The sequence below is a fragment of the Rhizorhabdus argentea genome, assembly GCF_037861105.1.
GTDB classification, from domain to species: domain Bacteria; phylum Pseudomonadota; class Alphaproteobacteria; order Sphingomonadales; family Sphingomonadaceae; genus Rhizorhabdus; species Rhizorhabdus argentea.
The window spans coordinates 40515-56985 of the sequence record NZ_JBANFK010000018.1; the positions used below are offsets into that span (position 1 = coordinate 40515).

13 protein-coding genes are annotated in these 16471 nt (G+C 67.5%); 8 read left to right on the forward strand and 5 right to left on the reverse strand.

Annotated elements, in window-relative coordinates:
- Positions 1 to 29: 29 nt before the first annotated feature.
- The gene (gene queG / locus AAC645_RS15425; protein WP_340317308.1) at positions 30 to 1181 is read right to left on the reverse strand and encodes a tRNA epoxyqueuosine(34) reductase QueG; all 1152 of its coding nucleotides are present in this window, start codon (positions 1179 to 1181) and stop codon (positions 30 to 32) included.
- Between the two features lie 87 nt (positions 1182 to 1268).
- Between queG and msrB the strand changes: the two genes are divergently transcribed.
- A complete protein-coding gene (msrB, locus tag AAC645_RS15430) occupies positions 1269 to 1751 on the forward strand; it encodes a peptide-methionine (R)-S-oxide reductase MsrB (RefSeq protein WP_340317309.1) in 483 nt (160 codons plus the stop codon).
- A 197-nt stretch (positions 1752 to 1948) separates the two neighbouring features.
- Here msrB and AAC645_RS15435 read toward each other — a convergent pair whose 3' ends face one another.
- Complete coding sequence (locus AAC645_RS15435) at positions 1949 to 2785, reverse strand: cold-shock protein (RefSeq protein ID WP_340317310.1); 837 nt, start codon at positions 2783 to 2785, stop codon at positions 1949 to 1951.
- A 338-nt stretch (positions 2786 to 3123) separates the two neighbouring features.
- On the opposite strand from AAC645_RS15435, the gene AAC645_RS15440 reads away from it, so the two are divergent.
- From AAC645_RS15440 to AAC645_RS15455, 4 genes are all read left to right on the forward strand, one after another.
- The gene (locus tag AAC645_RS15440) at positions 3124 to 3864 is read left to right on the forward strand and encodes a TerC family protein (protein ID WP_340317311.1); all 741 of its coding nucleotides are present in this window, start codon (positions 3124 to 3126) and stop codon (positions 3862 to 3864) included.
- A 69-nt stretch (positions 3865 to 3933) separates the two neighbouring features.
- The gene (locus AAC645_RS15445; RefSeq protein ID WP_340317312.1) at positions 3934 to 4551 is read left to right on the forward strand and encodes a ribonuclease D; all 618 of its coding nucleotides are present in this window, start codon (positions 3934 to 3936) and stop codon (positions 4549 to 4551) included.
- The gene (gene lptC / locus AAC645_RS15450) at positions 4544 to 5182 is read left to right on the forward strand and encodes an LPS export ABC transporter periplasmic protein LptC (RefSeq protein WP_340317314.1); all 639 of its coding nucleotides are present in this window, start codon (positions 4544 to 4546) and stop codon (positions 5180 to 5182) included. Before AAC645_RS15445 ends, lptC begins: the two co-directional genes overlap by 8 nt.
- Positions 5183 to 5214: 32 nt before the next feature.
- Entirely contained in the window at positions 5215 to 5760 is a 546-nt protein-coding gene (locus AAC645_RS15455) for an LptA/OstA family protein (protein ID WP_340317316.1), read from the forward strand.
- Here the strand turns inward: AAC645_RS15455 and AAC645_RS15460 are convergent.
- Entirely contained in the window at positions 5757 to 6539 is a 783-nt protein-coding gene (locus tag AAC645_RS15460) for a Rossmann-fold NAD(P)-binding domain-containing protein (protein WP_340317317.1), read from the reverse strand. The genes AAC645_RS15455 and AAC645_RS15460 overlap by 4 nt on opposite strands.
- 72 nt (positions 6540 to 6611) lie before the next feature.
- Between AAC645_RS15460 and pepN the strand changes: the two genes are divergently transcribed.
- Positions 6612 to 9209, forward strand: a complete 2598-nt coding sequence (gene pepN / locus AAC645_RS15465; RefSeq protein ID WP_340317345.1) for an aminopeptidase N — start codon at positions 6612 to 6614, stop codon at positions 9207 to 9209.
- 12 nt (positions 9210 to 9221) lie between these two features.
- Here the strand turns inward: pepN and AAC645_RS15470 are convergent, their stop codons facing one another.
- Positions 9222 to 9689, reverse strand: coding sequence for a YaiI/YqxD family protein (locus AAC645_RS15470; RefSeq protein WP_340317318.1), 468 nt, complete (start codon positions 9687 to 9689; stop codon positions 9222 to 9224).
- An 88-nt stretch (positions 9690 to 9777) separates the two neighbouring features.
- Between AAC645_RS15470 and AAC645_RS15475 the strand changes: the two genes are divergently transcribed.
- Both AAC645_RS15475 and AAC645_RS15480 read left to right on the forward strand, forming a co-directional pair.
- A complete protein-coding gene (locus AAC645_RS15475; protein WP_340317319.1) occupies positions 9778 to 12564 on the forward strand; it encodes a DUF2339 domain-containing protein in 2787 nt (928 codons plus the stop codon).
- Positions 12561 to 13910, forward strand: coding sequence for a DUF3999 family protein (locus AAC645_RS15480; RefSeq protein WP_340317320.1), 1350 nt, complete (start codon positions 12561 to 12563; stop codon positions 13908 to 13910). Before AAC645_RS15475 ends, AAC645_RS15480 begins: the two co-directional genes overlap by 4 nt.
- A 27-nt stretch (positions 13911 to 13937) precedes the next feature.
- On the opposite strand, the gene gyrB is transcribed toward AAC645_RS15480, so the two are convergent.
- Positions 13938 to 16436 (reverse strand): DNA topoisomerase (ATP-hydrolyzing) subunit B, encoded by a 2499-nt coding sequence (gene gyrB, locus AAC645_RS15485; protein WP_422785845.1) that lies wholly within the window; start codon positions 16434 to 16436, stop codon positions 13938 to 13940.
- Positions 16437 to 16471: the final 35 nt, after the last annotated feature.

Below are 16471 nucleotides of genomic sequence, written 5' to 3' on the forward strand. Positions count from 1 at the left end.
CTGCCTCCGCCGTTATGCTTCGGCGCCTGTTATCGGGCAGATGCCTCGGCTGCAATCGCCATATCCCATTCGGAGAGGACAGCGGAGTCATGCTCGAGGGGCCGCCGTATCGATCGTTCGCCGCGGAAGCCGGACGGATCGAGCCGCGACAGCGCCCAGATGGCGGCGCCCCGCACGATCGAAGCTTCATCATCGAGCAGGCGGCGGATCGCCGGCAGCAACGCCGGCAGCGCGCTGTTGCCCGCGGCGATGGCAGCGTTGCGGACCATCCGGTCCCGGCCGATCCGCTTGATCGGCGAGCCTGCGAATATCGCGCGGAAGCTGGCATCGTCGAGCGCGAGCAGGTCGGCGAGTTCGGGCGCGGCGAGCTCGGCGCGGCCCGCAAAGGCCCTGTTCGCCGCGGCATGTTCGGCGAATTTGTTCCAGGGGCAGACGGCAAGGCAATCGTCGCAGCCGTAGATCCGGTTGCCGATCGGTGCGCGAAACTCCTGTGGAATCGGGCCGCGATGTTCGATGGTGAGATAGGAGATGCAGCGGCGCGCATCGACGACATAGGGGGTAGGGAAGGCGTCGGTCGGGCAGGCGGCCTGGCAGGCGGTGCAGCTACCGCAGCGATCATCATGCGCCTCGTCGGGCGGCAGGTCGAGCGTGGTCATGATCGCGCCGAGGAAAAGCCAGTTGCCGAAGTCGCGCGAGACGACATTGCTGTGCTTGCCCTGCCAGCCGAGCCCTGCCGCCGCCGCGAGCGGTTTCTCCATCACCGGAGCGGTATCGACGAACACTTTCAATTCGCCGCCGCTGCGCTCGATCATCCAGCGCGCGAGCGCCTTGAGCGCCTTCTTGACGACGTCGTGATAGTCGGCCCCCTGCGCATAGGTGGAGATCCGCCCGATGCCGGGTTCGCCGGCGAGCCGCATCGGATCCTCGCGGGGGGCGTAGCTCATGCCGAGCATGATCAGGCTGGCGGCTTCGGGCCATAGCGCCTGCGGCCGGCCGCGCTGCCCCTTGCGCGTCTCCATCCAGTCCATCGAGCCATGCGCGCCCGACTCCAGCCAAGCGTCGAGACGCGCCGCGCTCTCCGGCGCGGCGTCGGCGCGCGCAAAGCCGCAGGCGGCAAAGCCCAGTGCCAAGGCCTCGGCGCGGATCGCTTCGCGCAGCGCGATCGGATAGTCGATAATCATCGGCGCCTATCTAAGGATGTTGCGTAACCTTCGCCAAGGTTGATGCGTATCTGCCCCGTTCCCACATGGGTGGAGAGGAGAGGCGGGATGATCGATCGCAGGACGTTGCTGGGCGCAGGGATGGCTACTGCCGTTACGGCCATCATCGCGGGCAGGGCGATGTCGGCGCCGGAAGGCCGGTTCGAGGTCAGTCTCAGCGATGCCGAATGGCGCAAGCGGCTGAGCCTCGCCGCCTACCAGACTCTGCGCCACGAGGCGACCGAACCGCCCTTTTCGAGCCCGCTCAACAAGGAGCATCGCGCCGGCACCTTCGCCTGTGCGGGGTGTGCGCTGCCGCTGTTCTCGTCGCGCACCAAATTCGACAGCGGCACCGGCTGGCCCAGCTTCTGGGCGCCGCTGCCCAAGGCGGTCGGAACCAGTACCGATCACATGCTCGGCTTTGCCCGCACCGAGGTCCATTGCCGCCGCTGCGGCGGCCATCTCGGCCATGTCTTCGACGACGGCCCGCCGCCGACCGGTAAGCGCTACTGCATGAATGGCGTGGCGCTGGCGTTCGTGCCGAAGGGTTGAGTGGCGCTATTGGCGGCCGCCCCAAGCGTCATCCCGGCGGAGGCCGGGATCTCAGGCGATAGGCGGCGCGTCACCTCCTGAGATCCCGGTCTCAGCCGGGATGACGATCAAGAGGGTGGTGCTCCTGCCGCGAGGCTGGCACACAAAAAACCCGGCCTCCTTGCGGAAGCCGGGCTTTTTCGCGTCCGATCCTGGGATCAGCTGAGCGGGGTGAGGTTCACCGCGGCATATTTGCCGCGACGATCGACCTCGAGTTCGAACTCGAGTCGGTCGCCCTCGTTGAGGTTGGTCATCCCTGCGCGTTCGACCGCCGAGATGTGGACGAAAGCGTCCGGCTGTCCATCGTCGCGCTGGATGAAGCCGAAGCCCTTCATCGCGTTGAAGAACTTGACCGTTCCGCTCGCCTTCTCGCCGGTGAGCTGCCGCGAAGGGCCGCCACGCGGAGCGCCGCCGGCGCCGCCAGCAGGACCGCCGAAGCCGCCTTCGCGAGGCTCGCGCGGAGCGCGTTCCTCGACCGCCATCGGCTCGCCGTCGATCTTGAGATCGGTCGCCGAGACCCGGCCGCCGCGATCGACGAGAGTGAACTCGAGCGGCTGGCCATCGGCCAGACCGGTCAGCCCAGCCTGCTCGACCGCAGAGATGTGAACGAACACATCTTCCCCGCCATCATCGCGCACGATGAAGCCGAAGCCCTTCTGGCCATTGAAGAATTTTACGACGCCTTTGCCTTCGCCGATGACCTGGGCAGGCATGCCGCCACGGGCTCCGCCGCCGCCACCGCCGCCGAACCCACCGCCGCCGCCGCCGCCGCGGAAACCGCCGCCGCCGCCACCGCCGCCGAAGCGATCACCGCCGCCGCCGCCGCCGCCGAAGCGGTCACCGCCGCCTCCATAACCGCCGCCGCCGCCGCCACCGAAGCGATCACCGCCACCGCCGAAACCGCCTCCACTATAGCCGCCGTAACTCTCGTCACCGAAGCCGTCGCGCTTGTCCCTGCCGCCGCGCGGACCGCGCTTACCTCTATCGAAACCCATGCCTTGCAGTTCTTCCCGAATCTCGCCCCATATCTCGAAAGGACCATGCGCCGGGCGCTGGCGCATCATCCTCCGGGCGTGAAAACCAGTCGCGCCAAAGAAAAGCCATAAAGCAATTAGCGCCCGGCTGCGAGTGCTTTCACCGCCGATAAGCCTGCATACATACGCCGACAGGGGCGAAAATGCCGCCGGATCGAGAATGTTACCGTGTTTTCTCACGGTTCCCGGCTTCGTTCGCCGCACGATTCGCCGCAAGGAGCTTGCCGAGTCGCAGGGCCCACCCGACCTTCGCGGTGAACCTGAAGCTGATCCCCCGCTGAACGAATCCGAAGGACATCATGCCCGATTTTGCCGCCATCTTCGCCGACCCCGCCAACTGGGCGGCGCTGGCCGCGCTGGTGACGATGGAGGTGGTGCTCGGCATCGACAACCTCATCTTCATCTCGATCCTCACCAACAAGCTCCCCGAGCAGTATCGCGCGCGGGCCCGGATGATCGGCATCGGCCTCGCGCTGGGCCTGCGGCTGGTGCTGCTCAGCCTGATCGCGTTCATCGTCACGCTGACGCGGCCGGTGTTCGAGGCGTTCGGCCATCCGCTGTCGTGGCGCGACATGATCCTGATCGCAGGCGGCCTGTTCCTGGTGTGGAAAGCGACCAAGGAGATCCACCACAGCGTGGATCATGACGACGAAGGCGATATGTTCGACGCGAAGAAGGCCGGGCTCGGCTTCGGCGCGGCGATCGTCCAGATCATCCTGCTCGACCTCGTCTTCTCGATCGACTCGATCATCACCGCCGTCGGCATGACCGATCATGTCCCGATCATGTTCATCGCGGTGATCGCCGCCGTCGGCGCGATGATGACCGCGGCCGGACCGCTGTCGCGCTTCATCGAGAAGAACCCGACCGTGGTGATGCTCGCGCTCGCCTTCCTCTTCATGATCGGCATGACGCTGATCGCCGAGGGCTTCGGCGTCCATGTGCCGAAGGGCTATATCTATGCGGCAATGGCCTTCTCGGCGCTGGTCGAAAGCCTGAACATGGTCCAGCGGAAGGCGCGGAAGAAAAAGGCGAGATAAGCCCTGTCGCCCCCGCCGTCGGCGAGGGGGGTTCTTGCCCTGTCCCTGCCAGCGCCCTAAGGCGGCCCGATGACAGTTTATTTGCACCAGGAGGACCTGCCTGAAGGCGTTCTCGCGCCCGGGCCGGTTGCGGTCGATACCGAGACGATGGGACTGGTCACGCCGCGCGACCGGCTGTGCCTGGTCCAGATTTCCGATGGAGGGGGCGACGAGCATCTCGTCCGCTTCGCCGCCGGCGGCGACTATGCCGCGCCCAACCTGCGCGCCGTGCTGGCCGATCCAGAACGCATCAAGCTCTACCATTTCGCGCGGTTCGATCTCGCCGCGATCAAATATTATCTCGGCGTGGTGGCCGCGCCGGTCTACTGCACCAAGACCGCGTCGCGCCTGATCCGCACCTATACCGATCGCCACGGCCTCAAGGAGCTGGTCCGCGAGCTGCTCGGCCAGGAAGTGTCGAAGCAGCAGCAAAGCTCCGACTGGGGCGCGGCCGAACTGTCCGACGCGCAGAAGGATTATGCGGCATCCGATGTGCGCTATCTCCACGCGATGCGAACCATCCTCGACGAGCGGCTGATCCGGGAAGGCCGCATGGCGCTCGCCCAGGCCTGCTTCGACTTCCTGCCCGCCCGCGCCGAGCTCGATCTCGCCGGCTGGCCCGAGATCGACATCTTCGCGCATGTCTGAACTAGCCGATCGCGCCAGGAGCGAACGCCAGCTCTGGGCCGCGACCGGCAGCAGCCACGACCGCGTCATCGCCATCCTGCGGCTGGTGCTGCCGGTGGCGATCGTCGCTCTGGTGATCCTGCTCGCCCTGGCGCCGCTCACCGTCGGCCGGGACATCAGCTTCGTGCTGTCCAAGGATCGTGTCGACGTCGCGCGCGAACGGATGCGTGTCACCGCCGCCACCTATCGCGGTCAGGATTCGAAGGGGCAGCCGTTCCAGCTCAACGCAGGTTCGGCGGTGCAGGTCTCGTCGCGCGACCCCGTGGTGCGGCTGCAGAAGCTGGCCGCGACGATCCGGCTCGAGGATGGTCCGGCGCGGGTCGACGCCGGCCATGGCCGCTACGACATGGACAGCGAAAAGGTGGCGATCGACGGGCCGGTGCTGTTCCGTTCGTCCGACGGCTACCGCATCGAGACGCGTGACGTCGACATCGATCTCAAGAGCCGCACCGCCGCGAGCAAGGGCCGCGTCGACGGGCGGATGAACATCGGTACCTTCGCGGGCGACCGCTTCATCGCCGATCTGAACTCGAGGGTGGTGGTGCTGCAGGGGCGTGCGCGCTTGCATATCGACCAGCGGCGCGCCAAGTGAACGGCGATATGACGAGCGGAAGGAACGATGGAATGCAGCGTGCGGTGCTGGCGAAGACGCTGCTGGTCGCGCTTTTCGCCGGAGCGGCGGCGTCCGCTTCGGCGCAGGCCGTGTCCGCTCTCAAGAATCACGACGCCAACGCTCCGGTCGACTTCGCCGCGGACCGGATCGAATTGCAGGACCGCGCCGATCGTGCGGTGCTGACCGGCAATGTCGACATCACCCAGGGCGACATGCGGCTGCGCGCCAGCCGCGTGACCATCGCCTATACCTCCGCCAACCAGACCCAGGTCACCCGCATGGACGCCTCGGGCGGCGTGACCCTGACCAGCCGCACCGAAACCGCGCGCGCCCAGTTCGGCATCTACGATCTGCGCAGCCGGCTCGTCACTATGATCGGCGGCGTCGTGCTGTCGCGCCCCGGCCAGGGCGAAACCCGCGGCAACCGCATGGTGCTCAACATGAATACCGGCTTCGCCACGCTGGACGGCGGCGCGGTCGGCGGCAGCGGTGGCGGCCGCGTGACCGGCCGTTTCACCCCGCCCCCGCGGGCGACTGCGGCACCCGGCAAGAACTAGACTCTCAACGATCGCAGCCCCGCGCCGTAATCCGGGTAGCGCGGCGTCCAGCCCAGCAGGCGCTTCGCCTTGCCGTTGGCGACACGCCGGTTCTCGCCGTAAAAGGCGCGGGCGGCGGGCGAGAGGCCGGATTCCTCGAGGCTCTGCAACGGTGGATAGGGCAGGCCGACCAGGTCGCAGGCCGCTTCGATAACCCGATTCTGGCCGATCGGCAGGTCGTCGGCGAGATTATAGACGCCCGGCGGCCCCCGCTCCAGACTGGCCAGCACCCCACCGACGATATCGTCGACATGGATGCGGCTGAACACCTGCCCGGGCAGGTCGATGCGATGCGCGGTGCCGGTCGCCACCCGGTCGAGCGGCGAGCGGCCGGGGCCGTATATACCTGGCAGGCGGAATATGCGGGCCTGCCGATGGAGCGCCGCCCAGGCGCGGTCCGCGGCGGCGCGGGCGCTGCGCCGGCCGGCGCCGATCGGGGCGCTTTCATCGACCCAGGCACCGCCGGTGTCGCCATAGACTCCGCTCGACGAGAGATAGCCGATCCATGTAGCGCGGCAGCTGGCGAGCGCCGCCCCATAGCGCGCGAGCACCGGGTCGGCGGCGCCGTCGGGCGGGACTGAAGACAGGATATGACTCGCCCGGCCGATCGCCGCGACCACCGGGTCGCCCCGCTCGATCTCTGCACGGCCAACCGTTTCGACGTCGAAACCACGGCCTTGCGCGGCCGTCGATATGTGCGATGCTGTATAGCCGGGGCCAAAGATCAGAAATGTCGCCATGGCCTCGCTGTAGACAGGTTCGCGAAGAGCCGCAGCATTGTTTGTCCAAACGGAGGGGCTTAGACTGTGGCCATGCTCGACATCCAGAACGCAGCCGCCAATCCCCCGGTCATCCGTCGCGCCGATTATCGCAAGCCCGACTGGCTGATGCCGGACGTGTTCCTCGATTTCTCGCTGGACCCGGCCCGGACCCGGGTGACAGGCCGGCTCGACGTGACCCGCAACGGATCGCACAACCATCCGTTGCGGCTGCATGGCGATGGCCTGACTCCGCTGGTCGTGCTGATCGACGGGGAGTCGCAGGCCGATGCCTGGCGGATGGATGGGTCGGACCTCGTGATCGACCTGCCGGGCAATGCCCACAGCATCGAGACGCAGGTGGAGATCAGCCCGGAGGCGAACCTGCAGCTGATGGGGCTCTACGCTTCGGGCGGCAATCTGTGCAGCCAGTGCGAGCCCGAAGGCTTCCGCCGGATGACCTTCTTTCTCGACCGGCCGGATGTGCTCAGCCGCTACCGGGTGCGAATGGACGCCGACAAGGCGCGCTTCCCGGTGCTGCTGTCGAACGGCGACCTGACCGCGAGCGGCGACATGCCCGGCGGTCGCCATTTCGCCGAGTGGACCGATCCCTTCCCCAAGCCCAGCTATCTGTTCGCGCTGGTCGCGGCCAACCTCGCCGCCAATGTCGACAGCTTCACCACCAAGAGCGGCCGCGAGGTCAAGCTGGCGATATGGGTGGTCGAGAGCGATCTGCCCAAGACCGGCCATGCGATGACGGCGCTCAAGGCGTCGATGGCATGGGACGAGAAGGTCTACGGCCTCGAATATGACCTGGGCGAGTACAACATCGTCGCGGTGAGCGACTTCAATTTCGGCGCGATGGAGAACAAAAGCCTCAACATCTTCAATTCGCGCTACATTCTCGCCGATCCGGACACCGCCACCGACATCGATTATGACGGCGTGGCAGGCGTGGTGGCGCATGAATATTTCCACAACTGGTCGGGCAACCGCGTCACCTGCCGCGACTGGTTCCAGCTGTCGCTCAAGGAAGGTTTCACGGTCTTCCGCGACCAGTCTTTCAGCGCGGACCAGGGCTCTGCCGCGGTCAAGCGGATCGAGGATGTGCGGCTGCTGCGCGCGGCGCAATTCCCCGAGGATGCCGGGCCGCTCGCGCACCCGATTCGTCCCGAAAGCTATATGGAGGTTTCGAACTTCTACACCGCGACGGTCTATAACAAGGGCGCCGAGGTGATCCGCATGCTCCACACGCTGTTGGGGCCGCAGCGATTCCGGGCCGGCTCCGACCTCTATTTCTCCCGCCATGACGGCACTGCCGCCACCTGCGAGGACTTCGTGCTGGCGATGGAGGAGGCGAGCGGCATCGACCTGACCCAGTTCCGGCTATGGTATTCGCAGGCCGGCACCCCCCGCGTCCGCGCCACGCTGACTCATGAGCCGGCGGGTGGCCGGGCGCTGCTGACGCTGGAGCAGACCGTGCCGCCGACGCCGGGGCAACCCGAGAAGCAACCGATGCTGATCCCGCTCAAGATATCGCTGTTCGGCGAGCTGAGCGCCAAGCCGTTCGAGGAGGAGCGGCTGGTGCTGCTCGACAGCGACCGCCACGAGATAATGTTCGAAGGCATCGCCGAGCGGCCGGTGCTGTCGATCAATCGCAGCTTTTCGGCGCCGGTGGTGATCGATGCGGACCGCTCTGCCGCCGATCTCGCCTTCCTGTCCGCGCATGACGACGATCCGTTCGGCCGCTACGAGGCGATGCAGCAGCTGATGCTCGATACGATGATCGCCACGGTTTCGACCGGAAAGGCCGATCATGACCCGGTGATCGACGCGGTGCGCAACACGCTGACCGATCCGCGGCTCGACTTCGCCTTCATCGGCGAGACGATGCTGCTGCCCTCCGAATCCTTCATCGGCGACCAGATGCCGGTGGTCGATCCGATCGCGATCCATCGTGCGCGGGAGGCATTGCGCCGCGATCTCGGCACCGCCCTGGAGGATGAGTGGCGCCACGCCTACGACCGCACCCAGGCGAACCGCTTCGAGCTGTCGCCGCAGGCGAAGGGCGCACGCCGACTGCGCTCGATCGCGCTGGGCTTCATCATGGCCAGCGGCGCGGAGGATGCGCCGGCGCTGGCGCTCAAGCAATTCAGCGAAGCCGACAACATGACCGACCGCCAGGGCGCGTTCGGCACGCTGGCCAACAGCATGACCGCGGAGCGGGACATCGCCATCGCCGCCTTCTACGAGCGCTTCCGCGACAACGGGCTGGTGATGGACAAATGGTTCTCGACCCAGGCCTTCTCTATCCGCCCCGATACGCTCGACCGCGTCGAGGAGCTGGTGCGCCACCCCGACTTCACCATCGCCAACCCGAACCGGCTACGCTCGGTCGTCGGCGCGATGTCCGGCAACCAACTGATCTTCCATGAGGCGAGCGGCCGCGGCTATCGCTTCCTGACCGACATGCTGCTGAAGGTCGACAGCCTCAACCCGCAGACCGCGGCCAAGCTCGTCCCCCCGCTTGGCCGCTGGCGCCGCTTCGACGAGGCGCGCGCAAAGTTGATGAAGGCGGAGCTGCAGCGGATGATGGACACGCCCGGCCTGTCGAAGGACGTGTTCGAGCAGGTGTCGAAGAGTCTGGCCTGATCCCAACAGGCCTCAGGCCTGGCGCCGCATCCGCACCAGCGCGGCATCGAGCGCCGACAGGAAACGCGACCGATCGGCTTTGGCGAAGGGCGCGGGCCCGCCGATACCGTCGCCGACCGCACCAGCGCGCAGATCGGCCATGATCGCTCGGGTCGCCACCGCCGAGCCGATCGAATTCGCGGTAAACGGCTTGCCGGTCGGCGAGATCACCGTCGCGCCAGCCTTCAGGCAGCGATCGGCGAGCAGGATATCGGCGGTGACTACCACCGAACCGGCATTGCTCGCTTCGGCGATCCAGTCGTCAGCGGCATCGAAACCCGATCCTACCACGACCTTGTCGATCAGCGGGTGGGCAGGGATGCGCAGATGCTGGTTGCTGACCAGCGTCACCGGCACCTCATGGCGCCAGGCGACCTTGTAGATCTCGTCCTTCACCGGACAGGCATCGGCGTCGACCAGGATGCGAAGGACTGTGCTCATCCCTGCCCTTTAGCACCCCGCCGTGCGGAGTCGACCGGCGGCACCGCCTAGGCTAGACCCTGACTACGGGGCCGACGGAGAAAACCGGATGATCTTGTGGGGGCTGATCGTCGGAGGCCTGCTCGGCCTGTTCGCGGCCGATTTCGAGCAATGGGGCATGATCCTGGGCGTCGCGCTGGGCGCCGGTGCCGGCTGGGGGCTGCGCAGGGCGGTCCGGGCCGAGTTCGCCGCGATGCTCGATGGACGCGCGGCGGCGGTGCTGCCCGTCGAAGCCGAGCCGGTGCCACGTCCTCGAACGGTCGTGCCGAGCAGTGTCCGAGTGATCGACGCGCCGGCCGAACCAACTGGGCCATCGATTGCGTCGCCCGCTCTCTCGCCACCGGCCGAACCCGCGCTACCGCCGCCTCCCGCCGAACCCGGGATCATCGAGCGCGGCGTCGCTGCCGCGCGCGACTGGCTGCTCGGCGGCAACACGATCGTCCGCGTCGGGCTTGTCGTGCTGTTCATCGGCCTGGCCTTCCTCGCGCGCTGGGCGGCCGGCGCCGGCTTGCTGCCGATCGAGATCCGGCTCGCGCTGGTCGCCGCCGCGGGCATCGCGCTGCTCGTCATCGGCTTCAACCGGCGCGCCGCGCGCCCCGCTTTCGCGCTCACCCTGCAGGGCGGCGGCGTCGCGATCCTCTATCTGACGATCTTCGCGGCCGCGGCGCTCTACCCGATCCTGCTGTTGCCCGCCGCCTTCGCGCTGATGGTCATCATCTGTGCCGGGGCGGTTGCGCTGGCGCTGCTGCAGGATGCGCAGGGCCTCGCCGCGGCGGCGTTTGCGGGCGGCTATGCCGTGCCGCTGCTGCTGGGCGGCCATGGCGGGCCGGTCGCGGTGATGTTCGGCTATCATGCATTGCTCAACCTCGGCGTGCTCGCGCTCGCATGGCGCAAGGCGTGGCGCAGCATCAACCTGATCGGCTTCGTCGCCACCTTCGGCATTGCCAGCGCCTGGGGCGGCTTCGGTTATCGGCCGCAGGATTTTGCAGTCGCCGAGAGCTTCCTGCTGCTGTCGGTGGCGATCTATCTCGCCATCGCCATCCTGTACGCGCGCAACAGCGCCAGCCGGGCCGGGCACATCGTCGACTCGAGCCTGTTGTTCGGGGTCGCGCTGGTCGGCTTCGGGCTGCAGGCGGGGCTGGTCGCGCGCTACGACTATGGCGCCGCCTTCTCGGCGCTCGGCTTCGGTGCCGCCTATCTGATCCTCGCCACCGCAGTGATGCGGCGCGGCGGCCGGGACTATCGCCTGCTCGCCGAAACGATGCTGGCGATCGGCGTCGGCTTTGCGACGCTGGCGATCCCGCTCGCGCTCGGCGCGCGCTGGACGGGGTCGGCCTGGGCACTCGAAGGTGCCGGTGCCTTCTGGCTCGGCATGCGGCAGGCGCGCTGGATGTCGCGCGGCTTCGGGATCGCGCTTCAGTTGCTTGCGGCACTGCTGTTCCTGACGATGATCGAGGACAATGTTTACGACCTGCCGCTGATCAACCCGCTGTTCCTGACCGGCCTGCTGGTCGCGCTGCCGATCCTTGAGACCGCCTGGTGGCTGCGCAGCGAGCTGCCGCACAGCGGATCGCGCTGGGCCCTGGGCTATGCGACGGGCGAACGGCTTTTCGGCAAGCCGGCCTTCCTGCTCGGCTTCCTGATCTGGAGCCTCGCGCTGATCGCCGAGATCTGCCGTCAGGCCCCCGCCGCGGTCACCGGCGAATGGCCGGTGCCGGTCTTCTCCGCGAGCCTCCAGCAATTGCTGACGATGGTCGGCCTCGTCGCGAGCGCCTGGGTCGCATCGCTCGCCGGCCGGCGCTGGAACTGGACGGTCGCAACCTGGCCCGGCCGGGTGACGCTGGCTGTCCTGTTCGGAACATGGTTCGCCCAGGCAACCACCGGCAATCACATCCTCTATCACCCCGCCTGGGCGTTCTGGCTCGTCGCGATCGGCCTCCATGTCCATCTCCTCCACGCCAATGATCGCGATCCCGCCGCCGGGCCGGGCGCGCGGCTGCTCCAGCGGCTGAGCCATGTCGGAGGCGTCTGGCTCGCGGCGCTGCTGCTCGTCGACATCCTTTGGCTCGGGGTCGATCGCGGCTCGCTGTGGAACAGCAGCTGGGCCGGGGTCATCTTCCTGGTCGCCGGGGTGGCGATGCTCGGTCTGCTGACGCTGTGGACCGCCCGTGCCTCGCGGCAGGCCCCGGCCGAGCGGGTCTGGCCGCTCGATCGCCACCTCGCCGCCTATCAGGCCGATGCCGCGCTGCCGATCGCGGGCCTGGTCTATCTCGGATCGCTTGCCGCCGCGCTGATCGCCGAGGGCGATGCCGCGCCGCTGCCCTATGTGCCGCTGATCAATCCGGTCGAGCTCACCCTCGCGCTCGGGCTCGCCGCGCTGGTGCTGTGGCGCCGCAGCCTTATCGCGCTCGATCCGCCCCATCGCGGTACCGGCTGGCTCGCCTCGCGTCCCGCCTGGATTGCGGTCGCCGGCCTGGCGTTCGTTGAGGTCAACATGGTCTGGCTCCGCGTCGCCCACCATTATATCGGCGTTCCCTGGGATGCCGACGCGCTGCTCGGCTCCTCGGTGGTGCAAGCGGGGCTCACCATCCTCTGGACCCTGCTCGCGCTCGGCCTGATGCTGTTCGCGCATCGGCGGAGCGAGCGCGGCGCCTGGCTCGCTGGCGCAGGCCTGCTCATGGTGGTGGTGCTCAAGCTGTTCTTCGTCGACCTTTCCAATGCGAGCAGCGGCGCCCGGATCGTCATCTTCATCGTCGTCGGCGTGTTGATGCTGGTCGTGGGCTATTTCGCGCCGCTGCCGCCCCGCACGGGCGGGGCGGAGGAGAAGGAGCCATGAGCCGCTGGGCGCTCCCGATCGCCATGCTGTGCGCCATTACGGCCTGCAGCGATCAGGTGGCGCATGATCCGGCGCGGCCCGACGGCTATGCCGTCCGGCTGGCGGTGACCCCCGCCCCGGGCGCACCGCTCCAGCGCCTGTCGGTACCGGCCGAAGCACTGGCGGCGCTGCGTACACCCGAGCGGTCGGACCTGCGGCTGTTCGATGGCGAGGGCTCGGCGCTCCCGCTCGCGGCGACACGCCCATCGGGCGGCCGCGCCGAGCTTAGCCGCCAGCACTTCGATGCATTGCCGATCCTCGGCGCGGGCCGCTCGCTCACTGCGAGCGGTGCCGTGCTCAGCATCGAGGACGCCGGCGGGCGCCGGGTCGTGCGGGTCAGCGGCGCGGCGAAGGAGGAAGACGGTGCTCCGAGGCTGCTCGGCGTCCTGCTCGACACCCGCACCCTAGCCGATCCCGCGCGCAGCCTCACCCTCGAGGCGCGCTGGCCGGCGCAACAGCCGGTCGAGTTCGTGGTGGAGGCCAGCGAGGATCTGCGCAGTTGGGTACCAATCGGCGCACGCACCCTCTACCGCAAGACCGCCGATGCGGCGGGCGCGATCGGCACCGAGGAAATAGATCTCGGCGGCGCCGATCTGCGGCGGCGCTATCTGCGGATCAGCTGGAGCAGCCCGTCGAAGCTGCTCGGCCCGGTGACGATCGACGGCGCGACACTGGTCAGCGCGCGCCGGATCGGTGGCGGGCTGCCCGGCATCGAGACCGATGAACCGCGCCGGATCGACGCCCATGATGTCCGCTTCGATCTCGATCATGCCACTGCGCTGGCAGGTCTGCGGGTGACGCCGGCCGCCGGCGAGATGCTCGTCCCGATCCGCATCTTCGGCCGCAACGCCCCCGACCAGGGCTGGACGAGACTCGGCGAGGGCACGCTACGCCAGCCGACGGCCGAACCGGTCCGCCTCAGTGGGATCGCCTTCACCCACTATCGGATCGAGGCCGATCGCCGCACGACGGGCTTCATCGCGCCGCCCCGGCTCGAGCTGCTGTTCGAGTCGATGCAATTGCTCGCGCTGTTCAGCGGCAAGCCGCCCTATACGCTCGCGGTAGGCGCCATCGATGCCGAGAATCGCTTCCTCGCGCCGTCGGAGCTGCTGGGCGACGCACCGCCCGGCGGCATCGCCGCGCTGCCGGCAGCGATGGTCGATGCGCGCGCCGCGTCGCGCGTCGCGCTGGCGAGCGGCGAGGAGTCGCGCTGGTCCGGGCGCAAGACCTTGCTCTGGGGCCTGTTGCTGCTCGGCGTCGCCGCGCTGGCGGTGATGGTCTGGCGGCTTTGGAAGCCAGCGAAATAATCCCCCGCCGATCGGCGAGGGATGGGATCACACGTCCAGATTGGCGACGTTCAGCGCATTTTCCTGGATGAACTCGCGGCGTGGTTCGACCACGTCGCCCATCAGCCGAGTGAAGATCTCGTCGGCAACGTCGGCCTGCTCGACCTCGACCTGCAGCATCGCGCGGTTGGCGGGGTCCAGCGTGGTCTGCCAGAGCTGTTCGGCGTTCATCTCGCCGAGGCCCTTGTAGCGCGAAATCGACATGCCCTTGCGGCCCGCCGCGAGGATCGCGTCGAGCAGGTCGGACGGCTGGTTGATCGCGGTGCCCTTGGTATCGACGATGGGGGCGTCATCGTCCTCTTCCGCCGCGGCGGCAGAGGCTGCCGCGCTCTTGATCGCCACCAGCCGCGCGGTCGCGCCATAGGCTTCGGCTTGTTCGGTGGAGAGGGCGTGGAGCTTGCGCGCCTCGGCCGAACGGATGAACGCGGCATCGATGATGTGGTGATCGGTCACGCCGCGCCACAGCCGGCGCAGGTGATAGCCGCCCTCTTCGGACATGTCGCCCGACCAGACCGCCTCGGGATCGATCCTGCCCATCCACTCCGCGATCTTGCCGGCGGCGGCGCGGTGCCGGGCTTCGTCGGCGGCCGGGTCCAGTGCTCCGGTCAGCGACAGCGCCTCGATGATCACCGGATCGTAGCGGCGTGGCACGAAGCGCATCAGCGAGCGCATCCGCCGGGCATGCTCGACCAGCTGGCGCAGATCGTCGCCCGAACGCGCCCCGCCCGGAGTCTCGAGCACCATCAACCCAAGTCCCGCGGTGACGAGATATTCGTCGAGCGCGGCATCGTCCTTCAGATAGACTTCGGACCGGCCCTTAGTGACCTTATAGAGCGGCGGCTGGGCGATATAGAGATGGCCGGCCTCGATGATCGGCTTCATGTGCCGGTAGAAGAAGGTGAGCAGCAGCGTCCGGATATGTGCGCCGTCGACGTCTGCGTCGGTCATGATGACGATCTTGTGGTAGCGCAGCTTTTCGAGGTTGAAGTCGTCGCGGCCGATGCCGGTGCCCATCGCCTGGATCAGCGTGCCGACCTCCTTGGAGGACAGCATGCGATCGAAGCGGGCGCGTTCGACGTTGAGGATCTTGCCCTTGAGCGGCAGGATCGCCTGATAGACGCGGTCGCGGCCCTGCTTGGCCGAGCCGCCGGCCGAGTCACCCTCGACCAGGAACAGTTCGCACTTGCTGGGATCGCGCTCCTGGCAATCGGCCAGCTTGCCGGGTAGCGAGGCGATGTCCATCACCCCCTTGCGCCGGGTCAGCTCGCGCGCCTTCTTGGCCGCTTCGCGGGCGGCGGCGGCGTCGATCACCTTCTGGACGATCGAGCGGCCATGCGCCGGATTTTCCTCGAGCCATTCGGCGAGCTTGTCGGCCATCAGGCTTTCGAGCGGCTGGCGCACCTCGGACGAGACCAGCTTGTCCTTGGTCTGCGACGAGAATTTCGGATCGGGCAGCTTGACCGAGACGATTGCGGTCAGCCCCTCGCGCATGTCGTCGCCGGTGAGGCTGACCTTCTCCTTCTTCAGCGCGCCAGACTTCTCGGCATAGTTGTTGATGGTGCGGGTCAGCGCCGCGCGGAACGCGGCGAGGTGCGTGCCGCCGTCGCGCTGCGGGATGTTGTTGGTGAAGCAGAGGACCTGCTCATAATAGCTGTCGTTCCATTCCAGCGCGACATCGATGCCGACATCGTCGCGCTGGCCGTTGATCGCCACCGGATCGGGCATCAGCGGCACCTTGGTGCGATCGAGATATTTGACGAAGGCGGCGATCCCGCCCTCGTAGAACAGCTCGACCTCCTTGCGCTCGGCGTGGCGCTCGTCGGCAAGGAACAGCCGCACCCCCGAATTGAGAAAGGCGAGTTCGCGATAGCGGTGCTCGAGCTTGTCGAAGTCGAATTCGAGGATCTTGAAGGTCGCGGCCGACGGCAGGAAGGTGACCTTGGTGCCCTTCTTGCCGTTGGCCGGGCCGACGACCTTGAGCGGCGCCACGGCGTCGCCTTGGCGGAACTGCATATAATGTTCGAGATCGTCGCGCCAGATCGTCAGGTCGAGCACGTCGCTCAGCGCATTGACCACCGACACGCCGACGCCGTGCAGGCCGCCCGAGACCTTGTAGGCATTGGCGTCGTTGGTGTTGTCGAACTTCCCGCCGGCGTGGAGCTGGGTCATGATCACTTCGGCGGCGGACACGCCTTCCTCGGTGTGGATACCGGTCGGAATACCGCGGCCGTTATCCTCGACCGACACCGAGCCGTCGGGGTTCAGCGTGATGATGATCCGGTCGCAATGGCCGGCCAGCGCCTCGTCGATGGCGTTGTCGGAAACCTCGAACACCATGTGGTGGAGACCCGAGCCGTCGTCGGTGTCGCCAATATACATGCCGGGCCGTTTGCGCACCGCATCGAGGCCCTTGAGGACCTTGATCGAATCGGCGCCATAGCTGTTGGTGTTCGGGGTGTTTTCGTTTTCGCTCGTCATGCCGAGCATATAGCCATGGCTGTCATAAAACCCAACAAAAAGCG

What these genes read in the sequence shown, in the direction of transcription:
- gyrB (WP_422785845.1), bottom strand. Translation starts at nt 16,436, where the DNA reads ATGCTCGGCATGACGAGCGAAAACGAAAACACCCCGAACACCAACAGC.
- AAC645_RS15440 (WP_340317311.1), top strand. Translation starts at nt 3,124, where the DNA reads ATGCCCGATTTTGCCGCCATCTTCGCCGACCCCGCCAACTGGGCGGCG.
- AAC645_RS15460 (WP_340317317.1), bottom strand. Translation starts at nt 6,539, where the DNA reads ATGGCGACATTTCTGATCTTTGGCCCCGGCTATACAGCATCGCACATA.
- AAC645_RS15475 (WP_340317319.1), top strand. Translation starts at nt 9,778, where the DNA reads ATGATCTTGTGGGGGCTGATCGTCGGAGGCCTGCTCGGCCTGTTCGCG.
- AAC645_RS15435 (WP_340317310.1), bottom strand. Translation starts at nt 2,785, where the DNA reads ATGGGTTTCGATAGAGGTAAGCGCGGTCCGCGCGGCGGCAGGGACAAG.
- AAC645_RS15470 (WP_340317318.1), bottom strand. Translation starts at nt 9,689, where the DNA reads ATGAGCACAGTCCTTCGCATCCTGGTCGACGCCGATGCCTGTCCGGTG.
- AAC645_RS15455 (WP_340317316.1), top strand. Translation starts at nt 5,215, where the DNA reads ATGCAGCGTGCGGTGCTGGCGAAGACGCTGCTGGTCGCGCTTTTCGCC.
- pepN (WP_340317345.1), top strand. Translation starts at nt 6,612, where the DNA reads ATGCTCGACATCCAGAACGCAGCCGCCAATCCCCCGGTCATCCGTCGC.
- msrB (WP_340317309.1), top strand. Translation starts at nt 1,269, where the DNA reads ATGATCGATCGCAGGACGTTGCTGGGCGCAGGGATGGCTACTGCCGTT.
- AAC645_RS15445 (WP_340317312.1), top strand. Translation starts at nt 3,934, where the DNA reads ATGACAGTTTATTTGCACCAGGAGGACCTGCCTGAAGGCGTTCTCGCG.
- AAC645_RS15480 (WP_340317320.1), top strand. Translation starts at nt 12,561, where the DNA reads ATGAGCCGCTGGGCGCTCCCGATCGCCATGCTGTGCGCCATTACGGCC.
- lptC (WP_340317314.1), top strand. Translation starts at nt 4,544, where the DNA reads ATGTCTGAACTAGCCGATCGCGCCAGGAGCGAACGCCAGCTCTGGGCC.
- queG (WP_340317308.1), bottom strand. Translation starts at nt 1,181, where the DNA reads ATGATTATCGACTATCCGATCGCGCTGCGCGAAGCGATCCGCGCCGAG.